This window comes from Streptomyces sp. NPDC030183 (genome assembly GCF_055573455.1).
On the sequence record NZ_JBVIBK010000018.1, the window covers coordinates 61,816 to 83,945 of the forward strand.

Here is a 22,130-nt window from a genome sequence, read left to right on the forward strand (position 1 = left end):
AGAGTCTGAACCAATGTTGCCTAACTTGGCAACACTGTGCCTGAATGGTCTGGCAAACATGTCGGAGTCGGCTGACGAGATGGGAAGTCATGGCAGAGACGGAGAAGCGCATGATCGAGGAGGACACGGCGAAAGCCGATCAGGGCGGGACGGTGCGCGACGCGCCGGGCGCGCGCCGGCTGCGGTGGGCATCGATGGCGCCCTTCTTCCTGACGGGGTTCGTCTTCGCGAGCTACTTCGTGCAGATCCCCTTGTGGAAGACGGGGTTCGGACTCTCCGAGGGCGCGCTGGGCATGTTGCTGATCGTGCCCATCCTCACCGGACTGGTGGCCATGCAGGCGACGGGTCCGCTGGTCGCGCGGTTCGGGAGCGCGCCGGTCGTACGCGTGGCCGCCCTTGCCCTGCCGCTCTCGCTCGTCGCCTTCGTCCCGCCGTCCGCGACACACTCCGTCATCGGGTTCGTGCTCGTCCTGGCGGTGTTCGGTGCGGCCGACGGACTGATCGACGTCTCCATGAACGCCCACGCCATCGCCGTGGAGAAGGAGACCGGACGGCACATCATGAACAGCTGCCACGCGGCCTGGAGCATCGGCTCCGCCGTGGGCTCCCTGCTCGGCGGCGCCGCCATCAAGGCGGGCTTCACGCTCACCGCCCATTACGCCGCCGTGGGCGCGGCCATGGTCGCGCTTGCCCTCGTGGGCGGCAGGTATCTGCTCCCGGCCCGGGCCGACCGCGTGGGGAAGGCCCCGGCGGGCCAGGCGAAGAAGCACGAGACCGGTACGGGGACCCGCGTCGGCGTGCTGTCCGGGTGGTCCACCCGTCTGCTGCTGCTCGGGCTGACGGGCACCGTCGTCCTGGTGTGCAGCGGTGTCGTCGGCAACTGGGGCGGCATCTACCTCCACGAGAAGCTCGGCGCCACCCTCGCCACCGCCTCCCTCGCCTATATCGCGTACAGCGCCTGCGAGGCCGGGGGCCGGCTCGTCGGCGACCGCCTGCACGCACGGTACGGAGCGCGGGCCCTGGTCTATCGGGGCGGCTGCATCGCCGTCGTCGGCCTCACGGTCGTCGTGCTCGCGCCGAACCCGGTGCCGGCCGTCGTGGGCTTCGCGCTGTTCGGTCTGGGTCTCTCGGTGCTCGTGCCGGTCATCTTCAGCTCCGTCGGCCACGGGGGCGACGACCTGGACGCGGGGAGCGCGGCGCACGCCCTGGCGAAGGTCAACACCATGACCTACAGCGGTCTGCTGATCGGCCCGGTCCTCGTCGGCTGGTTCGCGGGGGCCATCGGTCTGCGGACGACCCTCGCGGGGCTGCTCGTCCTGCTGGTCGTGACGCTCGCGGCGGGGCTGAGGAAGGTGTGACCTCCGCACGACCCCGACAGGAAGGGGCGGTACGGCCGAGAACCGTACCGCCCCTTGGGCGTGGGCCCGGCGGCGTGTCACCCCGCCGGGCCCGGGTGTCGTCTCACGCCACCGGTGCCGTGGTCGCCACCGGTGCCTGCTCTTCGGCACGCGCCCTCATCTCGTCGACGAGGGTGAACCGGTAGCCGCGTTCGAGCAGGCCCTCGATCATGGCGGGCAGCGCGTCGACCGTCTGGGAGCGGTCGCCGCCGCCGTCGTGCAGCAGGACGACGGAGCCGGGCCGCGCCTGGTCGAGGACGATCTGGGCGACCGTGTCGGTGCCGGGCATCGACCAGTCGTCCGGCACCACGTCCCACAGGGTGGTCGTCAGTCCGGACTCGGCGAGCCAGCCGAGCACTTCCGGGGTGCGCGACCCGTAAGGCGGCCGGAACAGGGCCGGAGCGGGCCCGCCGGACGCCTCGGCGATGGCCTCCTGGGTGCGTTCGATCTGCTCGCCGAGCTGGGACCGCGTCAGCTCCGGCAGGAACGGGTGCGACCAGGTGTGGTTGCCGAACCCGTGCCCCTGCTCCCGCATCCGGGTCAGGATGTCGGGGTGGGCGCGGGCGTTCATGCCGACGCAGAAGAACGTCGCCGGCACACCGTAGCGTTCGAGGACGTCCAGGACGCGTTCGGTGTTGCCCGGCTGCGGCCCGTCGTCGAAGGTGAGCGCGATCTCGGCGCGGTCGCGCCCGCCGTGGCTCACCAGTCGGCCGTCGGCGGTCAGCCGCGCCACCTCGGACGCCGTGCCCGCGATCCACGCCTCCAACTCCGGCTCGCGGCCCGTCTGGGTGCCGCGGGTGCGTATCAGACGGGTCAGGGCGGAGGGGGCGGCGGCGGCCGCCCGGGCGATCTCGGCGGCCGGGACCGACCCGAACTCCGGTCGGGCCGGCAGGAGGTGGGGGTCGGCACGGAACACCGTGAGGCCGGCGGCCATGAGCCGGCCGTCGAGTATGCCGTTGGTGCTCTCCACCACGGTGACCAGCCGCTCCAGGCCGAAGCCGCGCAGGTGCCCGGCCATGTCCGTGATCCGGTCCGCGCCGAACCGCGCCCGGGGCGCGGCCGCCGAGCCGGACTCGTCGACCACCTCGATCTCGTAACCGCCCGCGTCCCAGGCGATTCCCGCGTACAGCATGGGGTTCCTCCTCCGTTCGGGACGGCGGGCGTTCACGCGGACCTGACGTACTCCGTGAAGTGGCGCTCCGCGAAGAGTTCGGGCCGGCCCCGGTCGAGGCCGAGGGCCCGGGCGCGCCGCAGCATGTGCCGCCAGTACGGCTTCACCGGCGGCCAGACGGTGCCCACCTGGCAGTAGGAGGCGTCGACGAAGTAGCGGTCCTTGCCGCGCTGGCCGCCCGGCAGGGCGCGGCGGGCGTGGAACAGCGCGGAGTGCACGACGACGGTGGAGCCGGGCGGCAGGTGGTCGATGACGACCTCGCCCGGCAGTTCCGCGGTGCCCAGATGGGCGCGGGCGTTCTTCTCGGCGACCTCCAGGTGCGAACCCGGCAGCACGACCAGGGAGGAGGTGTCGTCGTCGAGACCGTCCAGGTAGTGCAGCGTGTGGATCATGGTGTGGACGCGGTCGGTCTGCGGCCGCTGTTCGTAGTCGTGGTGCCAGTTCTTGCCCGGCAGGTCGGGCTTCTGCCGGTCGCTGTGCAGGTGGTGGAAGACGAAGTCCGGGCCCATCAGCTGGGTGAGGACGTCCAGCAGCGGCGCGTGCGTGAGGAGTTCGCCGTGGGCCGCGAGTTCCAGCTCCATGACGGGCGGCAGACCGTGGGTCGCGGGGTCGACGCAGGAGGCGATCGACTTCTCCCGCAGTCCCGAGTCGACCCAGTGGTCGGCCTCGTTCCGCAGCCGGGCGGCGAGGTCGTCGGGCAGGAAGCCCGGCAGGATCACATAGCCGAGTCGCCGGAACGAGTCGATCTGCTCGTCACCGAGCAGCGATGTCCGTTCGTGGGGGAGGGTGAGATGCGGAGTCATGAAAACGCTCTCCAGTTCCAGATGTGATGGATGGCGATGTGCGTCTTGTTCGTATGGGGGGTTGGCTTCGGTCCCGGCCGCGGCCGGTGCCGTGGCGTCCGGGCGGCGGGCCTGGGTGCCGCTCACGCGCCGGGCACGCCGAGTCCGCCGACGCGGGCCGGCGGACGGGACGAGGCACTCGGGAGGGACCGGGCGTCGTCGTGGCTGACGCGTCGTCGTGACTGACGCGTCGTCGGGGGCGGCGCCCGGCGAGGCGCTCGCCGAGGGGCGTGGCCTGCGCACACGCTCGGTGGAGCGCGGCACGTCGGAGCGCCGGGCTCAACAGGCCCGTCCGTGCGGTGTCTCGGGGCGGCGCGCGTGCGACACGGCGCGTCGGGTGCGGATACGGATACGGGTACGGGTGCGGGCGCGGCACAGGGCGTCAGGGCCGGCGGCTTGACGGCCGCTCAGGTGTCCGACGGGCGCTCAGGTGCCCGACGGGAGGTGTGCTCGACGCTCCGGCACGGTGACACAGCGGGTCGGGAGGCACAAGCTTGCCTGACCTGTGTCATGAGGCGCCTGCGGGGTCGGCCCGGACAGGACACGCGGCCACTCGGTCGAGGGTGTGGCGCGGGCCCCGGTGGGCGGTCCTCCCGCTGAAGGGGCGGCATCGTTGTCATACGGACGGTCGGCATCCACGAGCCGTGGCCGACGGGCGTTCACCCTGCGTACCGGGTGACCCGGCAGGGGTGGCCCGGCCGTGGTTACGGCCAGTCAATGCCGTCATTGCCAGCCGAGGCAGACGGGAAAGCGCTCTCCTCCTTGGGCCAGTCAATGTCGCCGTCACTACCGGCGGCATGGGTGACAGCGCTCGCCTTCTTCGGCCAGTCGATGTCCCCCGATGAGACAGAGGACAGTGTCCCCAGAGTGATCAACGAGAGGGCAGCGACGGACACGGTGCGGAAACGCTTGTGCATAACGGCTCCTCTTGCGGAAACACAGGTGAGTGCGGACTTCGCGGCTCCACGGAACCCGAAGCGATGCCCAACCTAACGGGCCCGCACAGCACTTGGCAACAAGTTGCCAGCGATTGACAAATTTGTGCCAGAAACCGAAGGGGAGCCTCCGATTGCATTGGCAAGCGGCCGGGCAAGTTGCTTGCCGGGTCGATCCGGATGGCACTAGACTCCCTGGTAAATCAGTGCTTTGGCTGCTCGCCGAGAGTCGCGGGGGAGGTGGAGCCGCATACCTGTCACCGCACGCAAAGTGATAGTGAGATTCATATGCTGGAACAGCCGACCTTCGGGCGACGTCTCAAAGAGCTGCGAGTGGAGCGTGGTCTCTCGCAGGCCGCACTCGCGGGCGCGGAAATCTCCACCGGGTATCTGTCACGCCTGGAGTCGGGCGCACGACAGCCCACGGAACGGGTGGTGACCTACCTCGCCCAGGTTCTGGGGGTCGATCGCTCCGCCTTCGACACACCGCCGAGCGGTGGTTCGCTGGCGCAGGCCCTGTCCATCGCCACGTCCACGGACGGCGACGAGGGCATCGGCAACCTCATCGCCGTGCTCGGCCAGGTCCGTGAGGAGGCGCCCTTCCTGCGCTGGCAGGCTCTCTGGCTGATCTCCCGCTACTGGCAGCGTCGCGGCCGACGGGACGAGGAGCAGGCTTGCCTGGAGGAGCTCGTCCGGGTCGCCGACGAACTCGCCCTGCCCGAGCTGCAGTGCAGGGCCGGCTCCCAGCTCGCCCGTTCACTCCGCTCGACGGGTGAGGTGACGCGAGCGCTCGGCATCGCCGTCAACGCCTACCAGCTCGCCAAGGGCGCCGGACTGTCCGTCACCGACACCGGTGGCGCGCTGCTCACCCTGGTCTCGGTGGAGGCGGAGGCCGGTCGGCTGCCCGACGCCCGGGCCCATGTCGACGAGTTGGTCCAGCTCGTGGAAGGGCGGTCCGATCCGTTGGCCGCCGAGGCACTGTGGTCGGCCGCCACCGTACGGTTCCGCCAGGGCGACCACGAGGTCGCGCGGAACTACCTCGAACGCGCCATGAAGGAACTGGACAGCAGCGTCGACCTGACGCTGTGGGCGCGCCTGCGGCTGGCCGCGGCCTCCCTGCACCTGCAGAGCACACCCCCGCAGACCGAACGCGGCCGCGCCTGCCTCGACGAGGCGGCCAGCGCCCTCGCCCTGGTGGGCACACCGGTGCTGCGCCAGGAACTGCTCACCCTGCAGACCCATCTGGCCTTCGAGGAGGGCCGGTACGCCGACGCGCGCTCGCTGCACGACCAACTGCACCGCCACGAGCTGCGCCTCACCTACCGGGACCAGGTCCGCCTGCACATCCTCGACGCCCGCCTGATGCTTCTGGAGGGCCGCGAGGAGGAGGGTATCCACCGGCTCAAGGAGCTGGGCGAGCAGGCCCGTCAGCAGTCCAACATCGACCTGGCCGCCGAGATCTGGCGCATCCTCGCCGAGTCACTGGAGGACGCCAGCAGGTCGCGCAACAACACGGCGTCCTGAGCCGCGACTTCGGTCCGCGCCCGCGCCGGCGCCCTTCCCGCGTCACTCCCCGGGCCTCCACTCCCCCGGCCTCCCCGCGCCGCCTTCCCCGGCGCGGGGAGGCCGGGGTTCGTCGTGTCGCCGGTGCGTACGCCGTTACGGCCCGCCGGGTGGTCCGGCGGGCCGTGGCCGTCGCAGGCGAGCGGGGATGTGGACGCCCGAGGGTCAGGGGGCGGTGGGCAGGGCGGGCGTCCGGGCGGTGGTCCGTGGAAGGTCCGGGGCGGGCGGTCCTGGTTCGGCCGTGCGGAAGCGGAGGGACTCGGCCAGGGTCGCCGCGAGGGCCTGGGCCCGGGCCGGCGTCCGTTCGCCCACCACGATGAAGCCCGCACGGTCGCCCGACTGGCGCACCGGGCGGATCGTGTCACCGGGAGCCGCGGTCAGCCCCGCGTCGAGGACGGACGGATGGGCCTCGACCTCCTCCCATCCGTCCACGCCGGCGAGCCGGCCCGGCGGGGGCACCAGGAAACGCACCGCGGCACCCCGGGTGGGCGCCAGGGACGAGGCTGTCCGCGCGGGGCGGCCGAGATGGTCGTCGTAGAGGAGGCCGAAGAGTTCCAGGCCGGGGATGGCGTGCAGGAGCAGGCGGTGCAACCAGTCGCCGCCGGGGCGGACATGGACCTCGCCCAGGACCACGCCCGTCTCCGTGAGCCACAGTTCGACGTGGAACACCCCGAAGCGCAGGTCGAGCGCGGTCAGCGCCGCCGTCACCTCGCGGTCGATCTCCGCGCGGGTGGCCTCCGGGAGCCCGGCCGGAAGGACATGGGCGATCTCGACGAAGTGCGGCGGCGGGAGCGTCTCCTTCGCCGTCACCGCGAGGACCTTCGGGCCGGTGGACAGGAGCACTCCCTCCACGCTGTACTCGGGGCCCTCGACGAACTCCTCCACCAGGAACACCTCCGGGTCGGGGAGTTCCGCGATGGCCGCCGGCAGCTCGGTCGCGTCGCGCACCTTGCGTACGCCGATGCTGGCCATGCCGTCCCGGGGCTTGACCACCCAGGGGCCCCGCGACTCCCGCAGGAACGCCGAGGCCTCTCCTCGCGACCCACACAGCCGGACCGCCGGCTGGCGGAAACCGGCGGCGGCCAGCGCGGCCCGGCAGGCGTCCTTGTTGCGGACGCGCCGCACCGCGTCCACGCCGTTGCCCGGCGCTCCGACGTACGCCGCGCAGCGGGCCACCGATTCCTGCACCTCGTCGCGGAGGCCGAGCACAAGGTCGAACCGTTCGCCCGCGGCGAGGCGTTCGCCAACCCAGCGCTCGCACGCCTCGGGGTCGTCCGGTTCGACGGCGGAGACGGCGTCGGCCAGGTCGTTCACCTCTGCCGTCCGGGCGAGTGCCGCCGCCCGGTGGACGAGGTGGACGCGGAAGCCGCGGACCCGGGCCTCCTCGATGGCGCGCGTGACGATGTCGATGCTGGAGGAAAGCGGGTTGGCGCCGCCGACCAGCAGCAGGGTCGGGGGTGCGGGAGTCGGGCGGGTGGTGGGGACGGCGGGCTCCGTGGTGCGGTGGTTCCTGGCGTTCATGCGGGGTCCTCGTCCCGCGTCGCCAGCGTACGGCGCAGCCACGACACCCGTGCGCGGTGGGCGGCGCGTGAGATCTCGGCGTGCGGCACCCACTCGTCGAAGCTGTGGAACGCGCCCTCCCACACGTGCAGTTCGGCCCGGCCACCGGCCCGCCAGAGGCGGGTGGCGTAGGCGATGCCCTCGTCGCGGAGGGCCTCCACCGAGCCGACCTCGATGAACGCGGGCGGCAGTCCTGACAGGTCGGCGGCCCGCGCCGGGGCCGCGTAGCAGGACACCTCCGGTGTGCCGCGCCGCTCGCCGAGCAGTGCCGTCCAGCCGAAGCGGTTGGAGGCACCGTCCCAGAGGCCCACGCGTTCCATCTGGGCGTGGGAGAACGTCTCGCACCGGTCGTCCAGCATGGGGAACTGCAGCAACTGGCCCCGCGGACGCGGCCCTCGGCGGTCGCGGGCGAGGAGGGAGAGCCCCGCGGCGAGGGCGCCGCCCGCGCTGTTGCCGCTCACGACGATCCGCTCGGGGTCGATGCCGAGGTCGGGGGCGTGGGCCGCCAGCCAGGTGAGGCCGGCGTAGCAGTCCTCCACCGGGGCGGGGTCGGGGTGTTCGGGGGCGAGCCGGTAGTCGACCGCGACCACGGCCATGCCGAGTTCCTGGGCGCGGTCGAGTTCGCCGGCCAGTTCGGTGCTGCGGTGGCTGCCGGCGACCATGCCGCCGCCGTGGGTGTGGTAGATCGCCGGGTACGGAGCGGTCGTGGCGGTGGGGCGGCAGATCAGCAGGGGCACATCCGGGGCGCCGGGCGGTCCGGGGACGGTGCGTTCCTCGATGGTGAACCGCCCGTCGCGGCGGATCTCGTCGTCGGTCAGCCGGCCCGTTGCCGACCTTCGGCGCCGGTCCGCGACGAGGTCCGCCGTCAGCGGCATCGGAAGGGCGTCGAGGATCGTGGTCAGCGGGGTCGCCAACTCCCGGTCGAAGGGCGGTGGTTCACCGGGACCGGCGAGGGCGCCGTGCTGTGGAGAGAGGGTGGTCATGGTGCTCCCAGGAGTGTGCGGGGGGCCGGTGGACGGGGTCGGGGCGCGCGGGTGGGCGCCGGGACCGGGCCGGGCCGGGCCCGTGGGGTTCAGGCGGTGGGGTCGTCGGGGACCAGGGCCAACGCGTCGACCTCCAGCAGCAGGTCGGGGCGGTAGAGCGCCACGACCTGGACCACGGTGCTGGCCGGGGGGCGTTCGGTGTCGATGAACTCGTCCCGCACCGCGAGGACGGCGGGCACATGCGCGATGTCGGTCACGTAGTAGGTGAGCTTGATGACGTCGTCGAAGGTGAGGCCCGCGGCGGCCAGGCAGCCGCGCATGTTGCGGAAGATCTGCCGGGTCTGCGCGGCCGGGTCGCCCGTGCCGACGAACTCGCCCTTCTCGTCGAACGGCATCTGGCCGGCGACGGCGGCGACCCGGCCCGGCCCGGTCACCACATGGGTGTAGCCGTCGCTGGGAGCGACGCCCGCCGGGGCGGAGATGTGCGTGAGTGTACGGGTCGTCATCAGAACGCTCCCTGTGTCGTGGGCGGTTCTCCCCGCCCCGGTGTCACCTCGGTGTTCGCCGCGAACCAGTGCGCGAGGTCCCGCAGCCGCCGCCCGGTCTCCTCGGGGTCCCGGCCGGCGACGACGGCCGTGCCGACGAACGCGCAGGACGCCTCCCTGCCGCTGATCAGCGTGTCCCCGGGGCGGGCGGTGAGGTCCACGTGGCGGACGCCCGCGCGTGCGGCGACCTCCGCCGCGCCGGGGAAGGACCGCAGGGTGCCCGCGTCGGCGGCCAGGAAGACATCGCCGTACCACTGCTCGGCGGGTGCCGGGGTCGCCGCCGGCGCCAGGCCGAGGACGGCCCTCGCCCACTCCTCGTGGAGGTCCACGCCGTGCTGGAGGCGGATCATCTCGTCGAACGTGCCGCCGGGGATCCGGCCGCCGCACTCGCCGAAGACGAGCCGGTCGCCCTGTTCGAACACCTCCATGTGGAACACGCCGTCGTGGTGTCCGAGCGCCTTCATGGCCTGCTCGGCCACCGCGTGCGCCCGCTCGTAGAGGTCGGACCGGTGGGCGGGGTGCTCCATGACGGAGGCAACGATGCCGCCGTCCCTGATGGCCAGCACGTTCTGCGCGTAGCGGCCGACCGAGGTGAACACCACCTGGCCGCCGCGGACCACGCCGTCGACATGCAGTTCCGCGCCGTCGACCCATTCCTCGGCGAGCCACGGCCCGAGGCTGCCCGACTCCTCCAACCGCTCGGCGAGGGCGAGGCGTTCGTCCTCGGTGTGCCAGGCGTGGACGCCCCGGGTGGCGGAGTTCGCGAGGGGTTTGAGCACACCCCGCGGGTGGGGGAAGTCGCGCAGCTCGCGGGCGTGGACGACGGGGCGGGAGTCCGCGACGGGGATGCCCGCCGCGCGGATGCGGCGCTTCTGCAGGTCCTTGTCGCGCAGGGCCAGGGCGTCCTGCGGTGTCGTCCCGCTGCGACGGCCGCCCACGACCGCGGCGTTGACGAGGGTGAACTCGAACTGGCTGCACACGACGTCGAAGTCACGGACGGACAGGTCGAACCGTTCGAGGCCCGCCAGGGTCTCCTCGGTGCTCGACGGGTCCCGTACGGGCACCGTGTGCGCGTCGTCGAGCAGCAGGGCCCGTTCGTCTGTGTCGTCGCCGGTGGCGAGTACGCAGGTCACCTCGGCCCCGAGGCGTCGCAGGGCCCTGATGGCGTCGGGGCGCCAGCCGATCAGCAGGGCCCGGCGCCCCCGCGTCGTGGCAGGGGCTTCCATGTCACCGTGTCGCATGTGTCTCCTGGTGTTTCGCGGTACGTCCCGGTGCTTCCCCGAGCGCGGCGGCGGCCGTCGCGCTCGTGAGTTCCTGGTGAGGTGTGCTTCAGCGCGGGCCGGGGCCGGTGGTGGCGCGGCTCTTCGGGGTGAGGCGGACGGGCAGGGCGGCGGGGCCGTTGACGGCGTTCGACCGCACCCGGGTCACGGGGCCGGCCTGCTCGATCGCGTCGGTCGAGTCGAGCAGTTCGGTGAACAGGGCGCGCATCTCGGCGCGGGCGAGTGTGCTGCCGATGCAGAAGTGCTCGCCGGAGGCGAGGGCGATGTGCCGGTTGGGCCGGCGGGCGATGTCGAAGCGGTAGGGGTCGTCGAAGACGTCCTCGTCGCGGTTGGCGGAGGGCAGCCACAGCACGACCCGGTCGCCCGCCTCGATGTGCCGCCCCCGCACGGTGACCGGCCGGGTGGCGGTGCGCATGCTGTGCGTGGCGCTGGAGGTCCAGCGCACGATCTCCTCGACGGCACCGGGCAGCAGGCCGCGGTCCTCGCGCAGCCGCTGCCACTGGGCGGGGTGCTGGAGGAAGGCGAGCATGCCGCCGATCAGGGCGAGCCGTCCGTTCTCCGTGGCGCCGATGAGGTTCTCGCAGTTGAGCAGGATCTCGTGCTCGGACAGCAGCTCGCCGTGCACGGTTCCGTTGACCAGGGAACTCACCAGGTCGTCGGTCGGCTCGGCCATCCGCGCGTACACCAACTCCATGAAGTACTCCATGAGTTGGGGGTGCGCGGCGAGGGAGGTGTGGGCGGCGAACGCCTCGTCGGTCCAGCGGTGGATGTCGGCGTGGTCCTCCTCGGGGATGCCGATGACACCGGAGATGACGGAGAGGGAGAGCCGTCCGGCGAGGTCGACGAAGTCGACGGTGCCCTGCTCGAGCCCTTGGGCGACGACCTTGCGGGCGGTGACGCGGATCGTCTCCTCCAGGCCGCGCACCGCACGGGTGCTGAACCAGTCCGCCATCAGGGAGCGCAGCTCCTTGTGGCGCGGCGGGTCGGACAGGGCGAGGGTGAGGCCGCCGCCGGGGTCGTCGCCGAGGCGGGCGGGGCGCAGCAGGACGCCCCGGGCCGAGCTGAAGGTGGCCGGGTCGCGGTAGACGGCCCGGATGTCCTCGTACTTGGTCAGCGACCAGAAGGCGGGCAGCTCCCCCGCCTCGTGCCGGTGCACCGGGGAGAACTCGCGCATCCACCGCCACAGCGCGTGCGGGTCGCCGCTGACATGCAGCTCGGGGTCGGCGATGTGGTCGAGGAGGGGGGTGGGCGCGGTGATGGTGGCCGTCATGACGGTGACCTTCGGGTGAGGGGCCGGCCCGGGGCCGGACGGGGGCGGCTGGGGTCCGACGGGTTCAGGGGGGCGTGGCGCGCCAGCTGGTCCAGGCGCTCCGCGAAGCGTTCGGCGATCAAGTGGGCCACGGCGGGGGGTACGGCCTCCGGGCGGAACGCCGTCTCCACACGGAGGCCGCCCTCGCCGTCGGGCCAGCACTCGGTGTGGAGTTCGAGGGGCAGCTCGGGGTAAGGCTGGCGCAGGAACGTGGTGCGCAGGCCGGGGAGGTCGAGCTCCGGGGCCGGGTTGTCCTGCAGGGCGAACAGGACCTGGTAGAGGGGAGGGCGGCCGGTGCGGGGCGGGTCGACGAGGGTGAGGACATCGCCGAAGGGCACGTCCTGAGCGGCGAAGGCCCGCGCGGTGACGGCGCCGGTCGCCCTCAGGGCCGTCGCGGTGTCGCCGTCGAGGGCGGTGCCGCGCAACCGCAGGCACAGGGTGGTCATGTGGCACCCCACGACGTCCTCCAGCCCCGCCCCGTCGCGCTGTGCGACGGGGACGCCGACGGCGAAGTCGTGCTGCCCGGTCACCTCGGCGACGCTTCGCGCCCACAGCGCGAGCAGCGCGACGAAGCGGGTGACGCCGCAGTCGGCGGCCAGCCGGTCGACCGTGCCAAGGGCCGAGGGGCTCGCCCATGCCTCCACCCGCGCGGGGCCGGACCCCGGTTCAGGGCTCGGCTCCTGACCGGCGGGGTCCCATGTGGGCGCCTCGGGCGGCCAGCGCAGCTCCGGTACGCCGGTCAGCTCGGCCACGAGACGGTCGCGAGGTGCGGCGGACTCGGTCCCGGTGGCTCCGTCGGCGCCGGTGCCGGTTCCCTCGCCGGTGCCGGTGTGGTCGTCGGTCAGGGTTCGGTGCAGGGTGCGTTCGAGGTGCTGGTCGTGGAGGGAGGGGGGCGGCGGTGCCTGGGACGGCGTGTCCGGGGCGGGTCGGCGGGCCGCGGCGTACGCGTTGCCGAGGTCGCGGGCCAGGACCGACTCGGACCAGCCGTCGAAGGCGATGTGGTGGACCACGATGCCGAGCACCGTGGTGTCCGCCTCCGGGACGCGGACGAGCGCGGTGCGCCAGACCTCTCCGGCGGGCAGGTCGAGTGCGTCGGTGAGTTCGGCGCGCAGGGAGCGGACGGCGGCGTCGACGGTGGGTCGGTCGGGCAGCTCTTCCAGGTCGGGGGGCGGGATGTCGACGAGTACGGCCGAGGGGCTGGGGTCCGCGACGTAGGCGGCGCGCAGGGCCTCGTGCCGTCGGTGGACGTCGGCGACGGCCGCGCGCAGGGCCTCCCGGTCCGGTTCGCCCTCGATGGTCCAGGCGAGCAGGCAGTGCGAGGTCAGGTCGTCGGGGGCGAGGAGTCGGCGGGTCAGATAGACGATCTGCATGGGGGTGAGCGGTGTGGTGCCGTCCGGGGCGGGCCGAGTCCCGGTGGGCTCGCGGCCCTGTGCGTCCGCCGTGGCCCGCAGCCAGTCCGCGAGGGCCGTGACGGTCGGACGGCGGTAGAACTGCGCCACCGGTACGGGGCGGCCGAACCGGGTGGCCAGCCGGGCGCACACCCGGCCCGCGTCGAGGGACGCGCCGCCAAGGTCGGTGAAGGGCACGTCGAGCGGTACGGAGTCACGGCCGAGAACGGCGGCGAAGGTCTCGGCCACCGCCTGGACGACGGGGTCCGCCGCCGTCACGTCGGCCGGGGAGGGCGAGGAGGGCGGGGTCGGCTCGGCATCCGGGGGCTCCGCCAGGGCCAGGAGGGCGTGTTCGTCGAGCTTGCCCCGGTCGGTGGTGGGGAAGCCGGGGACGCTGACGAGCCGGGCGGGGCGCTGGTAGGGGACCAGCGCGGCGTGGAGCGAGGGGAGGGCGTCCGTCAGGGGGTCGCCCGGCCGGGTCGGCGTGCAGAACGCGACCAGTTCGAGGCTCGTGCCGGAGCCGTCGGGGCGGGCCAGGACGCGGCAGGAGCGTACGGAGGGCAGCAGCTGTTCCACCTGCCGCTCGACCTCGGCGGGTTCGACGCGGTGCCCCCGGATCTTGACCTGGCGGTCGGCGCGGCCCCGGTAGTGCAGCAGCCCGTCCCCGGCCCACTCGACGAGGTCGCCCGTGCGGTAGACACGTACCCCTTCGCCGTGCGGGCCGAGGGGCAGCGTCCGGAACTTCTCCTCGGTCAGGGAGGGGGCGCCGAGGTAGCGGAGCGCCAGTCCGTCGCCGGCGACGCACAGTTCGCCGGTCTCCCCCACGGCGCACGGGCGGGTTCCGTCCAGGTCCAGCACGTACACCCGGGTGCCGGGGACCGGTCGGCCGAGGGGGATGCCGCCGGGCAGGTCGCAGTCGGCCTCCGTGACGCGGTGGGTGGTGGTGAAGACGGTGGACTCGACGGGCCCGTAGCCGTTGATCAGGGCGACGTCGGGGTGCCGGCGCAGGAAGCGGTGGACGTGGGAGACGGAGAGCCGTTCGCCGCCGATGAGCACCTGGCGCAGGCCCCGGAAGGCGTCCGGGTCCTCGTCCACGATCATGTTGAAGAGGCTGCTGGTCAGCCAGACGGTGTCCGTCCCGTGGCGGGCCACGCCGGCGCGCAGCGCGGTGGGTGTCAGGTAGGGCTCCTCGGTGACGAGTGAGGTGCCGCCGTTCAGCAGGACGGACCAGAGCTCCAGGGAGAACGCGTCCCAGGAGACGGCCGCGGCCAGGGGCATCACCGTGTCGGTGGTGAAGGCGGCGAAGCCGTCCGGCGGGAAGAGCCGTGCCGTGGCCCGGTGCGGGGTGAGTACGCCCTTGGGGCGGCCGGTGGTGCCCGAGGTGAAGAAGACGCAGGCCGGGTCGGTCCCCCGGACGGACACGGGCCGGAATCCGGGGGGCGCGGCCTCGGCGCACGGCGGCCAGGGCGGCGGTGTCCACAGGCGCAGCGGCGGTTCACCGAGCGGGAGTTCGGCGCCGGGGGCGGTGACGGCCAGTGGTGGGTTCAGTTGGCCGCGGATGCCGGCCAGGCGCTGTTCGGGCCAGGTGGGGTCGAGCAGGGCGTAGGCCGCTCCCGTCTTGAGGACGGCGAGCAGGGCGGCGACGAGATGCCGGCCGCGCGGCAGCAGGACCGGCACCAGATCGCCGGGGCCCGCCCCGGCGTCGGCGAGCCGCGCGGCCCATGTGTCGGCGACGCGGTCCAACTCCCCGTAGGTGACGGTGTGTTCGCCCTCGATGAGGGCCGGCGCTTCCGGGCGGGCCCGGGCGAGGCGGGCGAACGTCTCGTGCAGACCCTCGTCGGGCGCGGTGCTCGGGCGCCCCGCGCTCCACTCGGCGTTCGGTTGCAAAGCGGTCCCACTCCCCTCGGCTGCTCCCACGGCACTCGCACTCCCTCGCGTAGGGACGTGGCGCGAGGGCGCCGCCCACCGACACAAGGTCAAGTGATTGCCAGAGTTGACAAGATATTGCCACGGGCTTGTCTTTGCTGGCAACCTGTCGGGGTGTCCCGAAGCCGAAGGTGGTTCTGATGACTCGTGACCGTTCCCTGGACATCGCCGTCACCGGTGTCTCCGCCCGGTTCCCCGGCGCGGCCGACCTCGACGCGTGGTGGACGGCCCTGACCGAAGGCCGTGTGCTGACCACGCGCTACGAGAAGTCCGACCTCCTCGCGGCAGGTGTGCCGAAGGAGGTGCTGGACGACCCCGACTACGTCCCCGTCCACGGTCATCTCGCCGACGCCGACCGCTTCGACCACACGCTGTTCGGAGTCAGCCCGCGCGAGGCCGAGATGATGGACCCGCAGCACCGGCTGATGCTGGAGGTCGCCTGGGCCGCCCTGGAGGACGCCGGGACCGCCCCCCTCGCCAGGGACGCGGCACGGGAGGGGCGGGTGCCGAGGACCGCTGTCTTCGCCTCGGCCAGCGGCAGCGGCTATCTGCGCGCCATGGTGGCGAGCGGTGAGCTGGATCCGCTGACCCTGGAGGACGCGATCCACGGCACCGAGCCGGACTTCATGGCGAGCCTCGTCTCGTACAAGCTCGGGCTCACGGGGCCCGCCGTGGCCGTGCAGACGGCCTGTTCCTCGTCCCTGGTGGCACTGCACATGGCCGTGCAGTCGCTGCTGAACGGTGACTGCGACCAGGCGCTCGTCGTCGCGGCCGGGGTCCCCTACCCGCAGGCGGGCTATCTCGCCGTGCCGGGCGGCATCCACTCGGCGTCCGGGCGGTGCCGGCCCTTCGACGAGCACGCGGACGGTGTCGTGGCCGGGTCAGGGGCGGCGTGCGTCGTCCTGCGCCGGCTCGCCGACGCGGTGGAGGACGGCGCCGATCCCTACGGTGTGGTGCTCGGCACCGCCATCAACAACGACGGGGCCGCGAAGGCGGGTTACTACGCCCCGTCGGTGGGCGGTCAGGAGGAGGTCATCCGGGCCGCGCTGGCCGCGGCTGACGTCGACGGCGACACGATCGGCTATCTGGAGACGCACGGCACCGGCACCCGCGTGGGCGATCCCATCGAGTGGTCGGCGGCGTCGGCGGCGCTGAGCGGCGCGGGCGCGGGTCCGGGCACCGTCGCGGTCGGGGCGCTGAAGGCCAACGTCGGCCATCTCGACAACGCCGCCGGGGTGGCCGCGCTGATCAAGGCGCTGCTGGTGGTGAAGAAGGGGATCGTGCCGCCGGTGGCCGGGTTCAGCCGTCTCAACCCGCTGCTGGAGACGGACGGTTCACCGCTGTACGTCCCCACCGCGTGCGTGCCGTGGACCGGGCCCGAGCCGCGCCGGGCCGGCGTCAGCTCCTTCGGGATCGGCGGCACCAACGTCCATGTCGTCGTCGAGCAGCCGCCTCCCGCGCCCGTCCGGGAGGAGCCCGACGAGTGTGCCCGCCTGGTGCTGGTGTCCGCCGCCGACCCCGACGCCCTGGACCGCTCGGCCGCCCGGCTGGGCGCACGACTGGCCGAGGAGGACGCGAACCTCGCTGACGTGGCGGCCACGCTCGCGACCGGGCGGGCGGAGTTGCCGGAGCGGCTCGCGGTGACCGGCCGGACGTGTGCCGAGGTGGGCCGACGGCTGACCCGGAACACGGCCGTGGTGCGCGGCACCCGCCCGGCGGCCGGACCCGACCCCGTCGTCCTCGTCTTCCCGGGGCAGGGCACCCAGTACCCCGGCATGGCCGTGCCCCTCGCCGAGGCGCTGCCGTACTTCCCCGCCGCGTTGGACGAGTGCCTCGGGGCGTTCGAGCCGGCGCTCGCCGAGCGGATGCGCCGGGCGCTGTTCGACGCGGAGTTCCCCGCCGCCGAGCTGGCCGAGACGGAGCTGGCCCAGCCCGTCCTGTTCGCCTTCGAGTACGCGGCCGCCACCGCGCTCACCACGCTCGGCGTGTCCCCCGCCGCGCTGGCCGGGCACAGCCTCGGGGAGATCACGGCCGCCTGTGTCGGCGGGGTCTTCGAACTCGGCGACGCGGCACGGCTGGTGACCGTCCGCGGCCGGGCCATGCAGGAGTGCCCGGAGGGCGCCATGCTCGCGCTCGGCTGCGAGGAGGCCCGGGCGCGCGAGCTCCTCGCCGTCTCCGGGCTGGGCCTGGAACTGGCCGCGGTGAACTCGGCCGAGGGCTGTGTGGTCGCCGGACCGGCCGAGGCCGTGGCCGAGTTCGAGGAGCGCCTCGCGGGCCGTGTCCTCGTACGCCGTCTCGCCACGCGGCGCGCCTTCCACACCGCGCTCGTCGAGCCCGCCCTGCCGCGTCTGGCCGACGCGCTCGCCGCCGTCACCGTGCGCAGGCCGGTCGTGCCCTTCGCCACCAATGTCACCGGGCGCCTCGTCCCCGCGGACACGGACGTCCGGCCCGAGCTGTTCGTCGACCAGGCCCGGCGCACCGTGCGGTTCGGTGACGCGATGGCGTCGATCGCCGAGCGCTTCCCGGACGCCCTGGTGGTGGAGGTGGGGCCCGGCCGGGTGCTGTCCGCTCTCGCGGAGGCGGCCGGTGTCCCGTCCGTCCCGCTCTCCCCGTCCCGTACGGCCCACCCCGCGGAGGAGGTGCTCACGGCTCTCGGCACCCTGTGGACCCGGGGCCAGCCCCTCCCCCGCCGCGCGCTGTGCGGGCCGGCCCGTCGCCGGGTGCGTCTGCCGGCCTACCCGTTCGCGGGCCCGCGCTGGATCGCCCCGGAGGCCGCGCCGCAGACGGACGCGTCACGGTCCGTCAGCAAGCCGGTCACGGCGCCCCCGGCCCCCGCGGACCAGCCGGCACCCGGACCGGCCTCGCCCGCGTCCTCGCCCACGGCCGCCACCGCGACGGTCACGACGACGACCGCGACCCATGCCATGTCCGCGCCCGCGCCGGCTCTCGCGCCCGCGCCTGTTCCCGTCCCCGCTCCCGCTCCCGTCGAGGACCCCGTCTCCCTGCTGACCCGGCTCTGGGCCGAGCTGCTGGGGCACGGCGACATCGGCGCGGAGTCCGACTTCTTCGAGTTGGGCGGGGATTCGCTCCTGGCCACCCGCCTCGCGCGCAGGGCGGGCCGGGAGCTGGGCGTCCCCGTCCCCGTCCGGGACCTGATGACCGCCCGCTCGCTGGCCGGACAGGCCGGCCTCCTGCGCGACCTCACCGCCCGGGAGGCGGCCCCGGCCCGGTGACCCGGAGCCGACCGTCCGATCCCTCGGCTCGACAGCCACGCAGACCCGACCCCGACAGAAAGGCACACATCGTGACCATGACCCCCGTGCAAGCGGCCCGGATGACCGTCACTCCGCTGGCCGGACACATCGGTGCCGAGATAGGCGGCGTGGACGCGGCGGCCCCGCTGGACGCGGCCACCGTGGCGGAACTGCGCCGGGCCCTGCTCCGCCACAAGGTCGTGTTCCTGCGGAACCAGCGGCTCGACTACGCGAGCCAGGCGGCCTTCGCCCGCGCCTTCGGCGACCTGACGCTCGGTCACCCCATCTACCGGGCGCCGGAGAACCGGCCCGAGGTCAGGGAGATCGACTCCCGGCAGGGCACCCGCGCCAACCACTGGCACACCGATCTGACCTTCGTCGACCGGCCGCCCGCGCTGGCGTTCCTCCACAACAAGATCGCCCCGCCGTTCGGCGGCGACACCATGTGGGCCAACACCGTGACCGCGTACGAGTCGCTGCCCGAGCCGCTGCGGGCGCTCGCCGACCGGCTGCGGGTCGTGCACAGCAACGACTCCGACTACACGGACGCCACGGTGGCCGCGCGCCGCGAGTACATCTCCACCCTGTTCGAGACGGAGCACCCGGCGGTGCACGTCCACCCCGAGACCGGTGAACGCGCGCTCCTGCTGGGCGGCTTCGCCCGCCGGGCGGTCGGGCTCTCCCCGCAGGCGTCGCGGGACGTGCTGCGCGTCCTCCAGGAGTACGTCACCACCCCGGAGCACACCGTCCGCTGGCGGTGGAGCGAGGGCGACCTGGCCATCTGGGACAACCGGGCCACGCAGCACTACGCCGTGTTCGACTACGGCGACATGGACCGGCGTGCGGAGCGGTGCACCGTGACCGGCTCGGTCCCGGTGGGCGTCGACGGGCGGCCGAGCGCGGTGCTGAGCGGTGACACCACGGCGTACAGCGACGGCGTCTCCTGACGCCGTCGCCGGATGGTTGAGTTGAGGGGGCGGTGTCAGCCGACTGCGGCCGACACCGCCTCGTACAGTCCGTCGACCACGGCCGTGGCCCCCTCGTCGTCGATGACCAGGGGCGGTACGGCCATGACGGCCGCGCCGACCTGGCGCAGCAGCAGCCCGTTGTCGCGGGCCCGGGCCAGGACGTCGGTCACCAGCTCCGGTGACGCGGTCTCGACGACGAGGATGAGGCCGAGTCCGCGGACGTCGACCACGCCGGGGGCGTCGGCCAGCGGGGCGAGCCGGCGGAGCAGGTCGGCACCGAGCCGTTCCGCCCGTTCGGGCAGCCGCTGCCGCTCCAGGACGTCGAGGGTGGCGAGCGCCGCCGCGCAGGCCACGGCGTGGCCGGAGGTGGTGTGTCCGTAGCGGAGCCCGCCGATGACCGGGTCCCGGTCGAAGGTGTCGTGGACGCGCTGCCGCACGGTGACCGCCGCGATCGGCACATATCCGCCGCTGAGGCCCTTGCTGCTGACGAGGATGTCGGGGGTGACGCCCTCGCGGAGGGCGGCGAACATGGCGCCGCAGCGGCCGTACGCCGTGAAGACCTCGTCGAGGACCAGCAGGGTGCCGGTGGCGTCGCACAGGGCGCGCAGTTCCCGCAGGAAACCCGGCGGCAGCACGACGGCGCCGCCGACATTGAGGAACGGTTCGACGACGACGGCGGCCGGGAGGTCGTCGGGGTCGTGCCCGATGGCCTGCTCGAAGGCGGCGAGCAGGGCGGGCCGTGCGTCCGCGTGGCGCAGCTCTCGTGCCTCGCGGGGCAGTTCGACCCGGGTGACGGGGAGCGGCTCGGCCAGCAGGTGCCGGTTGCGGGGCAGCGTGGACAGGCTGCGGCTCAGGAGTGTGGCGCCGTGGTAGGACCGGGCGAAGGTGACCACCCGGGAGCGGGGGCGGCCGAGGTGGGCCCAGTAGGAGACGGCCATCATCAGGGCCGCGTCGAAGCCCTCGGAGCCGCTGTTGACGAAGAGCGTCTTGCTCATGTCGGCCGGGAGATGCCCGGCGAGGCGTTCGGCGAGCAGACCGGCGGGCCGGTGGCCGGCGACCGAGAGGTCGAAGTGGTGGAGCCGGGACGCCTGGTCGACGATGGCCCGCAGGACGTCGGGGTGGGCGTAGCCGCAGGTGGAGTTGAGCGCGGAGGCGTCGACGTAGGCGCGGCCGTCGATGTCCCACACGTGGTGGCCCGCGCCGTGCGAGACGGTCAGCGCGGAGCGGTCGGCGGCGAGCGGGGTCCAGGTGTGCCAGACGTGCCGCCGGTCGCGGTCCCGTACGGCCTCGCGGTCACCGGCGGGTGCGGTGGGGCGGGCGCCCGCCGCGGGGGCGGACCGGGCGGGTGGAGCGGTGGCGGGCCGGTCGGGCGGCGCGGGGGCCGGCCGGTCGGCGGGGGCGTCGGGTGTCTCGGGCCGGCGGGGTTCGGCGGTGGTCCAGGGTGCGTTCATGGGCGCTCTCTTCTCGGGTGGGTCGGGGGTTCCTTGACTGCGTCGGTGTCTCGGAGCGGGGTCACCAGGCCAGGGGGCCGTGTTCGTCGAAGAAGCCGCCGCTCGGGCCGTCGTCGGGGAGGGTGGCGAGCGCGACGAGGGCGCGGGCGCCCTCCTGGACGGTGCGGGGGGCGCGGAAGTCGTTCATGGCGGTGGCCGTCCAGCCCGGCGACACCGAGTTGATCTTGATGTGCCGCAGCTCCGGGTCCTGGCGGAAGGCGAGGTCGTACTGGACCGTCAGCATGTTCAGCGCGGCCTTCGAGGCGGTGTACGCGAGGCGCGCCGAGGCGTCGCCGGGCAGGTCCGCCCCCGAGGTGGTGAGGCCGAACGAGGCGGTGGTGCTGGAGACGTTGACGACGCGGGGCGCCGGGGAGCGGCGCAGCAGCGGCAGCAGCGCGTGGAGCACGGCGACCGCGCCCACCACGTTGACGTCGAGGATGTCGCGGACGAGCCGGGCGTCGGTGTCGACGGCGGTGGCGCCGCGGAAGTGACCGGCGTTGTTGACCAGGATGTCGAGCCTGCCGTGCTCCTTCTCCAGCCGTGCCGCGAGGTCGGTGACGCCCTGGGTGTCGGTCACGTCGAGCGGCACGGGGGTGACGTGGACGCCCTCGCGGTCGAGGGCGCGGGCGGCGTCCTCGCCCTGCCGGATGTCGCGGCTGCCGAGGAGGACCCGGGCCCCGCGCAGGGCGAGCTGCCGGGCGGCCTCCCGTCCGATGCCGCGGTTGGCCCCGGTGACCAGGGCGATCGCACCCGGGGTCATCGCTCGGGCCGGTACACCGAGATGTGTCCGGTGCTGTCGGGGCCGAAGGGGCGGCCGGACCAGTCGGCCACGCGCCGGTCGAGGCGGAGGCCGGCGTTGGCCGCCATCACGTCGAGTTCGGCGGGCCAGCAGTAGCGCTCGGCGTGGGGGCGCAGACGGACGCCGTCCGCGCCGAAGGTGATCTTCTGGCTGTGGAAGCGCTGGGCGGCCAGGTCGAAGCGGAACACCTCGATGGTGGCTGAGTCCTCCGTCACCGAGAGGGCCTGGACGCGCTGCCCACGGTCGAAGAACGACGGGTCGGGGACGTACGCCTCGACCACGAAGGCGCCGTCCTCGTCGAGGACCCGGGCGACGTTGCGGAAGCAGTCCTGCTGGCGCTCGGCCTCCAGGAGGTTGAACAGCGTGTTGTAGACGAGGTAGACGAGGGTGAAGGGGCCCTTGACGGGGACGTCGGCCATGTCGCCGACGGTCACGGGGATGTCCTCGCCGCCGGGTTTGTCCCGCAGGCGCGCGGCCATCTTCGCGGATCCCTCGACTCCTTCGACGCGGATGCCGCGGGCGGCCAGCGGCAGGGCCACCCGGCCGGTGCCGACGGCGAGTTCGAGGGCGGGCCCGCCCTTCGCGAGCGGGGCGAGGAAGTCGACGGCGGGGGTGGGGTCGGGGCTGGTGCTGTCGTCGTAGTCGTCGGCCCAGACCTCGCCGAAGAGCGCCGGATCTCCGAACGTGAAATCGGTGGCCATGAGAAAACCCTTCAGTCGA

Annotated in this window: 15 protein-coding genes; 4 read left to right on the forward strand and 11 right to left on the reverse strand. The window is 73.6% G+C overall.

The features are described 5' to 3' along the window. Positions 1-89 precede the first annotated feature (89 nt). Complete coding sequence (locus ACZ4Z2_RS22270; RefSeq protein ID WP_468078377.1) at positions 90-1,358, forward strand: MFS transporter; 1,269 nt, start codon at positions 90-92, stop codon at positions 1,356-1,358. A 103-nt stretch (positions 1,359-1,461) separates the two neighbouring features. Here the strand turns inward: ACZ4Z2_RS22270 and ACZ4Z2_RS22275 are convergent, their stop codons facing one another. Both ACZ4Z2_RS22275 and ACZ4Z2_RS22280 read right to left on the reverse strand, forming a co-directional pair. Next, positions 1,462-2,529 (reverse strand): polysaccharide deacetylase family protein, encoded by a 1,068-nt coding sequence (locus tag ACZ4Z2_RS22275; protein WP_468078378.1) that lies wholly within the window; start codon positions 2,527-2,529, stop codon positions 1,462-1,464. A 32-nt stretch (positions 2,530-2,561) separates the two neighbouring features. Next, positions 2,562-3,371 carry a phytanoyl-CoA dioxygenase family protein gene (locus ACZ4Z2_RS22280; RefSeq protein ID WP_468078379.1) on the reverse strand — a complete coding sequence of 270 codons (810 nt, stop codon included), beginning with the start codon at positions 3,369-3,371 and terminating at the stop codon, positions 2,562-2,564. Between the two features lie 1,262 nt (positions 3,372-4,633). Between ACZ4Z2_RS22280 and ACZ4Z2_RS22285 the strand changes: the two genes are divergently transcribed. Beyond that, on the forward strand, positions 4,634-5,869 hold the full coding sequence (locus ACZ4Z2_RS22285) for a helix-turn-helix domain-containing protein (protein ID WP_468078380.1): 1,236 nt from the start codon (positions 4,634-4,636) through the stop codon (positions 5,867-5,869). A 204-nt stretch (positions 5,870-6,073) separates the two neighbouring features. On the opposite strand, the gene ACZ4Z2_RS22290 is transcribed toward ACZ4Z2_RS22285, so the two are convergent. From ACZ4Z2_RS22290 to ACZ4Z2_RS22315, 6 genes are all read right to left on the reverse strand, one after another. Continuing rightward, positions 6,074-7,429, reverse strand: coding sequence for an ATP-grasp domain-containing protein (locus ACZ4Z2_RS22290; RefSeq protein ID WP_468078381.1), 1,356 nt, complete (start codon positions 7,427-7,429; stop codon positions 6,074-6,076). After that, a complete protein-coding gene (locus ACZ4Z2_RS22295; protein ID WP_468078382.1) occupies positions 7,426-8,451 on the reverse strand; it encodes an alpha/beta hydrolase in 1,026 nt (341 codons plus the stop codon). Before ACZ4Z2_RS22295 ends, ACZ4Z2_RS22290 begins: the two co-directional genes overlap by 4 nt. A gap of 89 nt (positions 8,452-8,540) precedes the next feature. Beyond that, positions 8,541-8,957 (reverse strand): RidA family protein, encoded by a 417-nt coding sequence (locus ACZ4Z2_RS22300; RefSeq protein ID WP_468078383.1) that lies wholly within the window; start codon positions 8,955-8,957, stop codon positions 8,541-8,543. Beyond that, positions 8,957-10,237 carry an ATP-grasp domain-containing protein gene (locus ACZ4Z2_RS22305; RefSeq protein WP_468078384.1) on the reverse strand — a complete coding sequence of 427 codons (1,281 nt, stop codon included), beginning with the start codon at positions 10,235-10,237 and terminating at the stop codon, positions 8,957-8,959. Before ACZ4Z2_RS22305 ends, ACZ4Z2_RS22300 begins: the two co-directional genes overlap by 1 nt. 88 nt (positions 10,238-10,325) lie before the next feature. After that, on the reverse strand, positions 10,326-11,546 hold the full coding sequence (locus tag ACZ4Z2_RS22310; RefSeq protein WP_468078385.1) for a cytochrome P450: 1,221 nt from the start codon (positions 11,544-11,546) through the stop codon (positions 10,326-10,328). Beyond that, positions 11,543-14,860 (reverse strand): amino acid adenylation domain-containing protein, encoded by a 3,318-nt coding sequence (locus ACZ4Z2_RS22315; RefSeq protein ID WP_468078386.1) that lies wholly within the window; start codon positions 14,858-14,860, stop codon positions 11,543-11,545. Before ACZ4Z2_RS22315 ends, ACZ4Z2_RS22310 begins: the two co-directional genes overlap by 4 nt. A 179-nt stretch (positions 14,861-15,039) precedes the next feature. Between ACZ4Z2_RS22315 and ACZ4Z2_RS22320 the strand changes: the two genes are divergently transcribed. Beyond that, positions 15,040-18,132 (forward strand): type I polyketide synthase, encoded by a 3,093-nt coding sequence (locus ACZ4Z2_RS22320; RefSeq protein ID WP_468078387.1) that lies wholly within the window; start codon positions 15,040-15,042, stop codon positions 18,130-18,132. Between the two features lie 77 nt (positions 18,133-18,209). Continuing rightward, positions 18,210-19,100 (forward strand): TauD/TfdA dioxygenase family protein, encoded by an 891-nt coding sequence (locus tag ACZ4Z2_RS22325; protein WP_468078388.1) that lies wholly within the window; start codon positions 18,210-18,212, stop codon positions 19,098-19,100. 35 nt (positions 19,101-19,135) lie between these two features. Here ACZ4Z2_RS22325 and ACZ4Z2_RS22330 read toward each other — a convergent pair whose 3' ends face one another. From ACZ4Z2_RS22330 to ACZ4Z2_RS22340, 3 genes are all read right to left on the reverse strand, one after another. Then, entirely contained in the window at positions 19,136-20,572 is a 1,437-nt protein-coding gene (locus ACZ4Z2_RS22330) for an aminotransferase family protein (RefSeq protein ID WP_468078389.1), read from the reverse strand. Between the two features lie 61 nt (positions 20,573-20,633). Beyond that, positions 20,634-21,371, reverse strand: coding sequence for an SDR family NAD(P)-dependent oxidoreductase (locus ACZ4Z2_RS22335; RefSeq protein ID WP_468078390.1), 738 nt, complete (start codon positions 21,369-21,371; stop codon positions 20,634-20,636). Beyond that, positions 21,368-22,111 (reverse strand): class I SAM-dependent DNA methyltransferase, encoded by a 744-nt coding sequence (locus tag ACZ4Z2_RS22340; protein ID WP_468078391.1) that lies wholly within the window; start codon positions 22,109-22,111, stop codon positions 21,368-21,370. Before ACZ4Z2_RS22340 ends, ACZ4Z2_RS22335 begins: the two co-directional genes overlap by 4 nt. Positions 22,112-22,130: the final 19 nt, after the last annotated feature.

Excerpts from the sequence above, each read along its gene's own strand:
- ACZ4Z2_RS22270 (WP_468078377.1), top strand. The coding sequence starts at position 90 with ATGGCAGAGACGGAGAAGCGCATGATCGAGGAGGACACGGCGAAAGCC.
- ACZ4Z2_RS22275 (WP_468078378.1), bottom strand. The coding sequence starts at position 2,529 with ATGCTGTACGCGGGAATCGCCTGGGACGCGGGCGGTTACGAGATCGAG.
- ACZ4Z2_RS22280 (WP_468078379.1), bottom strand. The coding sequence starts at position 3,371 with ATGACTCCGCATCTCACCCTCCCCCACGAACGGACATCGCTGCTCGGT.
- ACZ4Z2_RS22285 (WP_468078380.1), top strand. The coding sequence starts at position 4,634 with ATGCTGGAACAGCCGACCTTCGGGCGACGTCTCAAAGAGCTGCGAGTG.
- ACZ4Z2_RS22290 (WP_468078381.1), bottom strand. The coding sequence starts at position 7,429 with ATGAACGCCAGGAACCACCGCACCACGGAGCCCGCCGTCCCCACCACC.
- ACZ4Z2_RS22295 (WP_468078382.1), bottom strand. The coding sequence starts at position 8,451 with ATGACCACCCTCTCTCCACAGCACGGCGCCCTCGCCGGTCCCGGTGAA.
- ACZ4Z2_RS22300 (WP_468078383.1), bottom strand. The coding sequence starts at position 8,957 with ATGACGACCCGTACACTCACGCACATCTCCGCCCCGGCGGGCGTCGCT.
- ACZ4Z2_RS22305 (WP_468078384.1), bottom strand. The coding sequence starts at position 10,237 with ATGCGACACGGTGACATGGAAGCCCCTGCCACGACGCGGGGGCGCCGG.
- ACZ4Z2_RS22310 (WP_468078385.1), bottom strand. The coding sequence starts at position 11,546 with ATGACGGCCACCATCACCGCGCCCACCCCCCTCCTCGACCACATCGCC.
- ACZ4Z2_RS22320 (WP_468078387.1), top strand. The coding sequence starts at position 15,040 with ATGACTCGTGACCGTTCCCTGGACATCGCCGTCACCGGTGTCTCCGCC.
- ACZ4Z2_RS22325 (WP_468078388.1), top strand. The coding sequence starts at position 18,210 with ATGACCCCCGTGCAAGCGGCCCGGATGACCGTCACTCCGCTGGCCGGA.
- ACZ4Z2_RS22330 (WP_468078389.1), bottom strand. The coding sequence starts at position 20,572 with ATGAACGCACCCTGGACCACCGCCGAACCCCGCCGGCCCGAGACACCC.
- ACZ4Z2_RS22335 (WP_468078390.1), bottom strand. The coding sequence starts at position 21,371 with ATGACCCCGGGTGCGATCGCCCTGGTCACCGGGGCCAACCGCGGCATC.
- ACZ4Z2_RS22340 (WP_468078391.1), bottom strand. The coding sequence starts at position 22,111 with ATGGCCACCGATTTCACGTTCGGAGATCCGGCGCTCTTCGGCGAGGTC.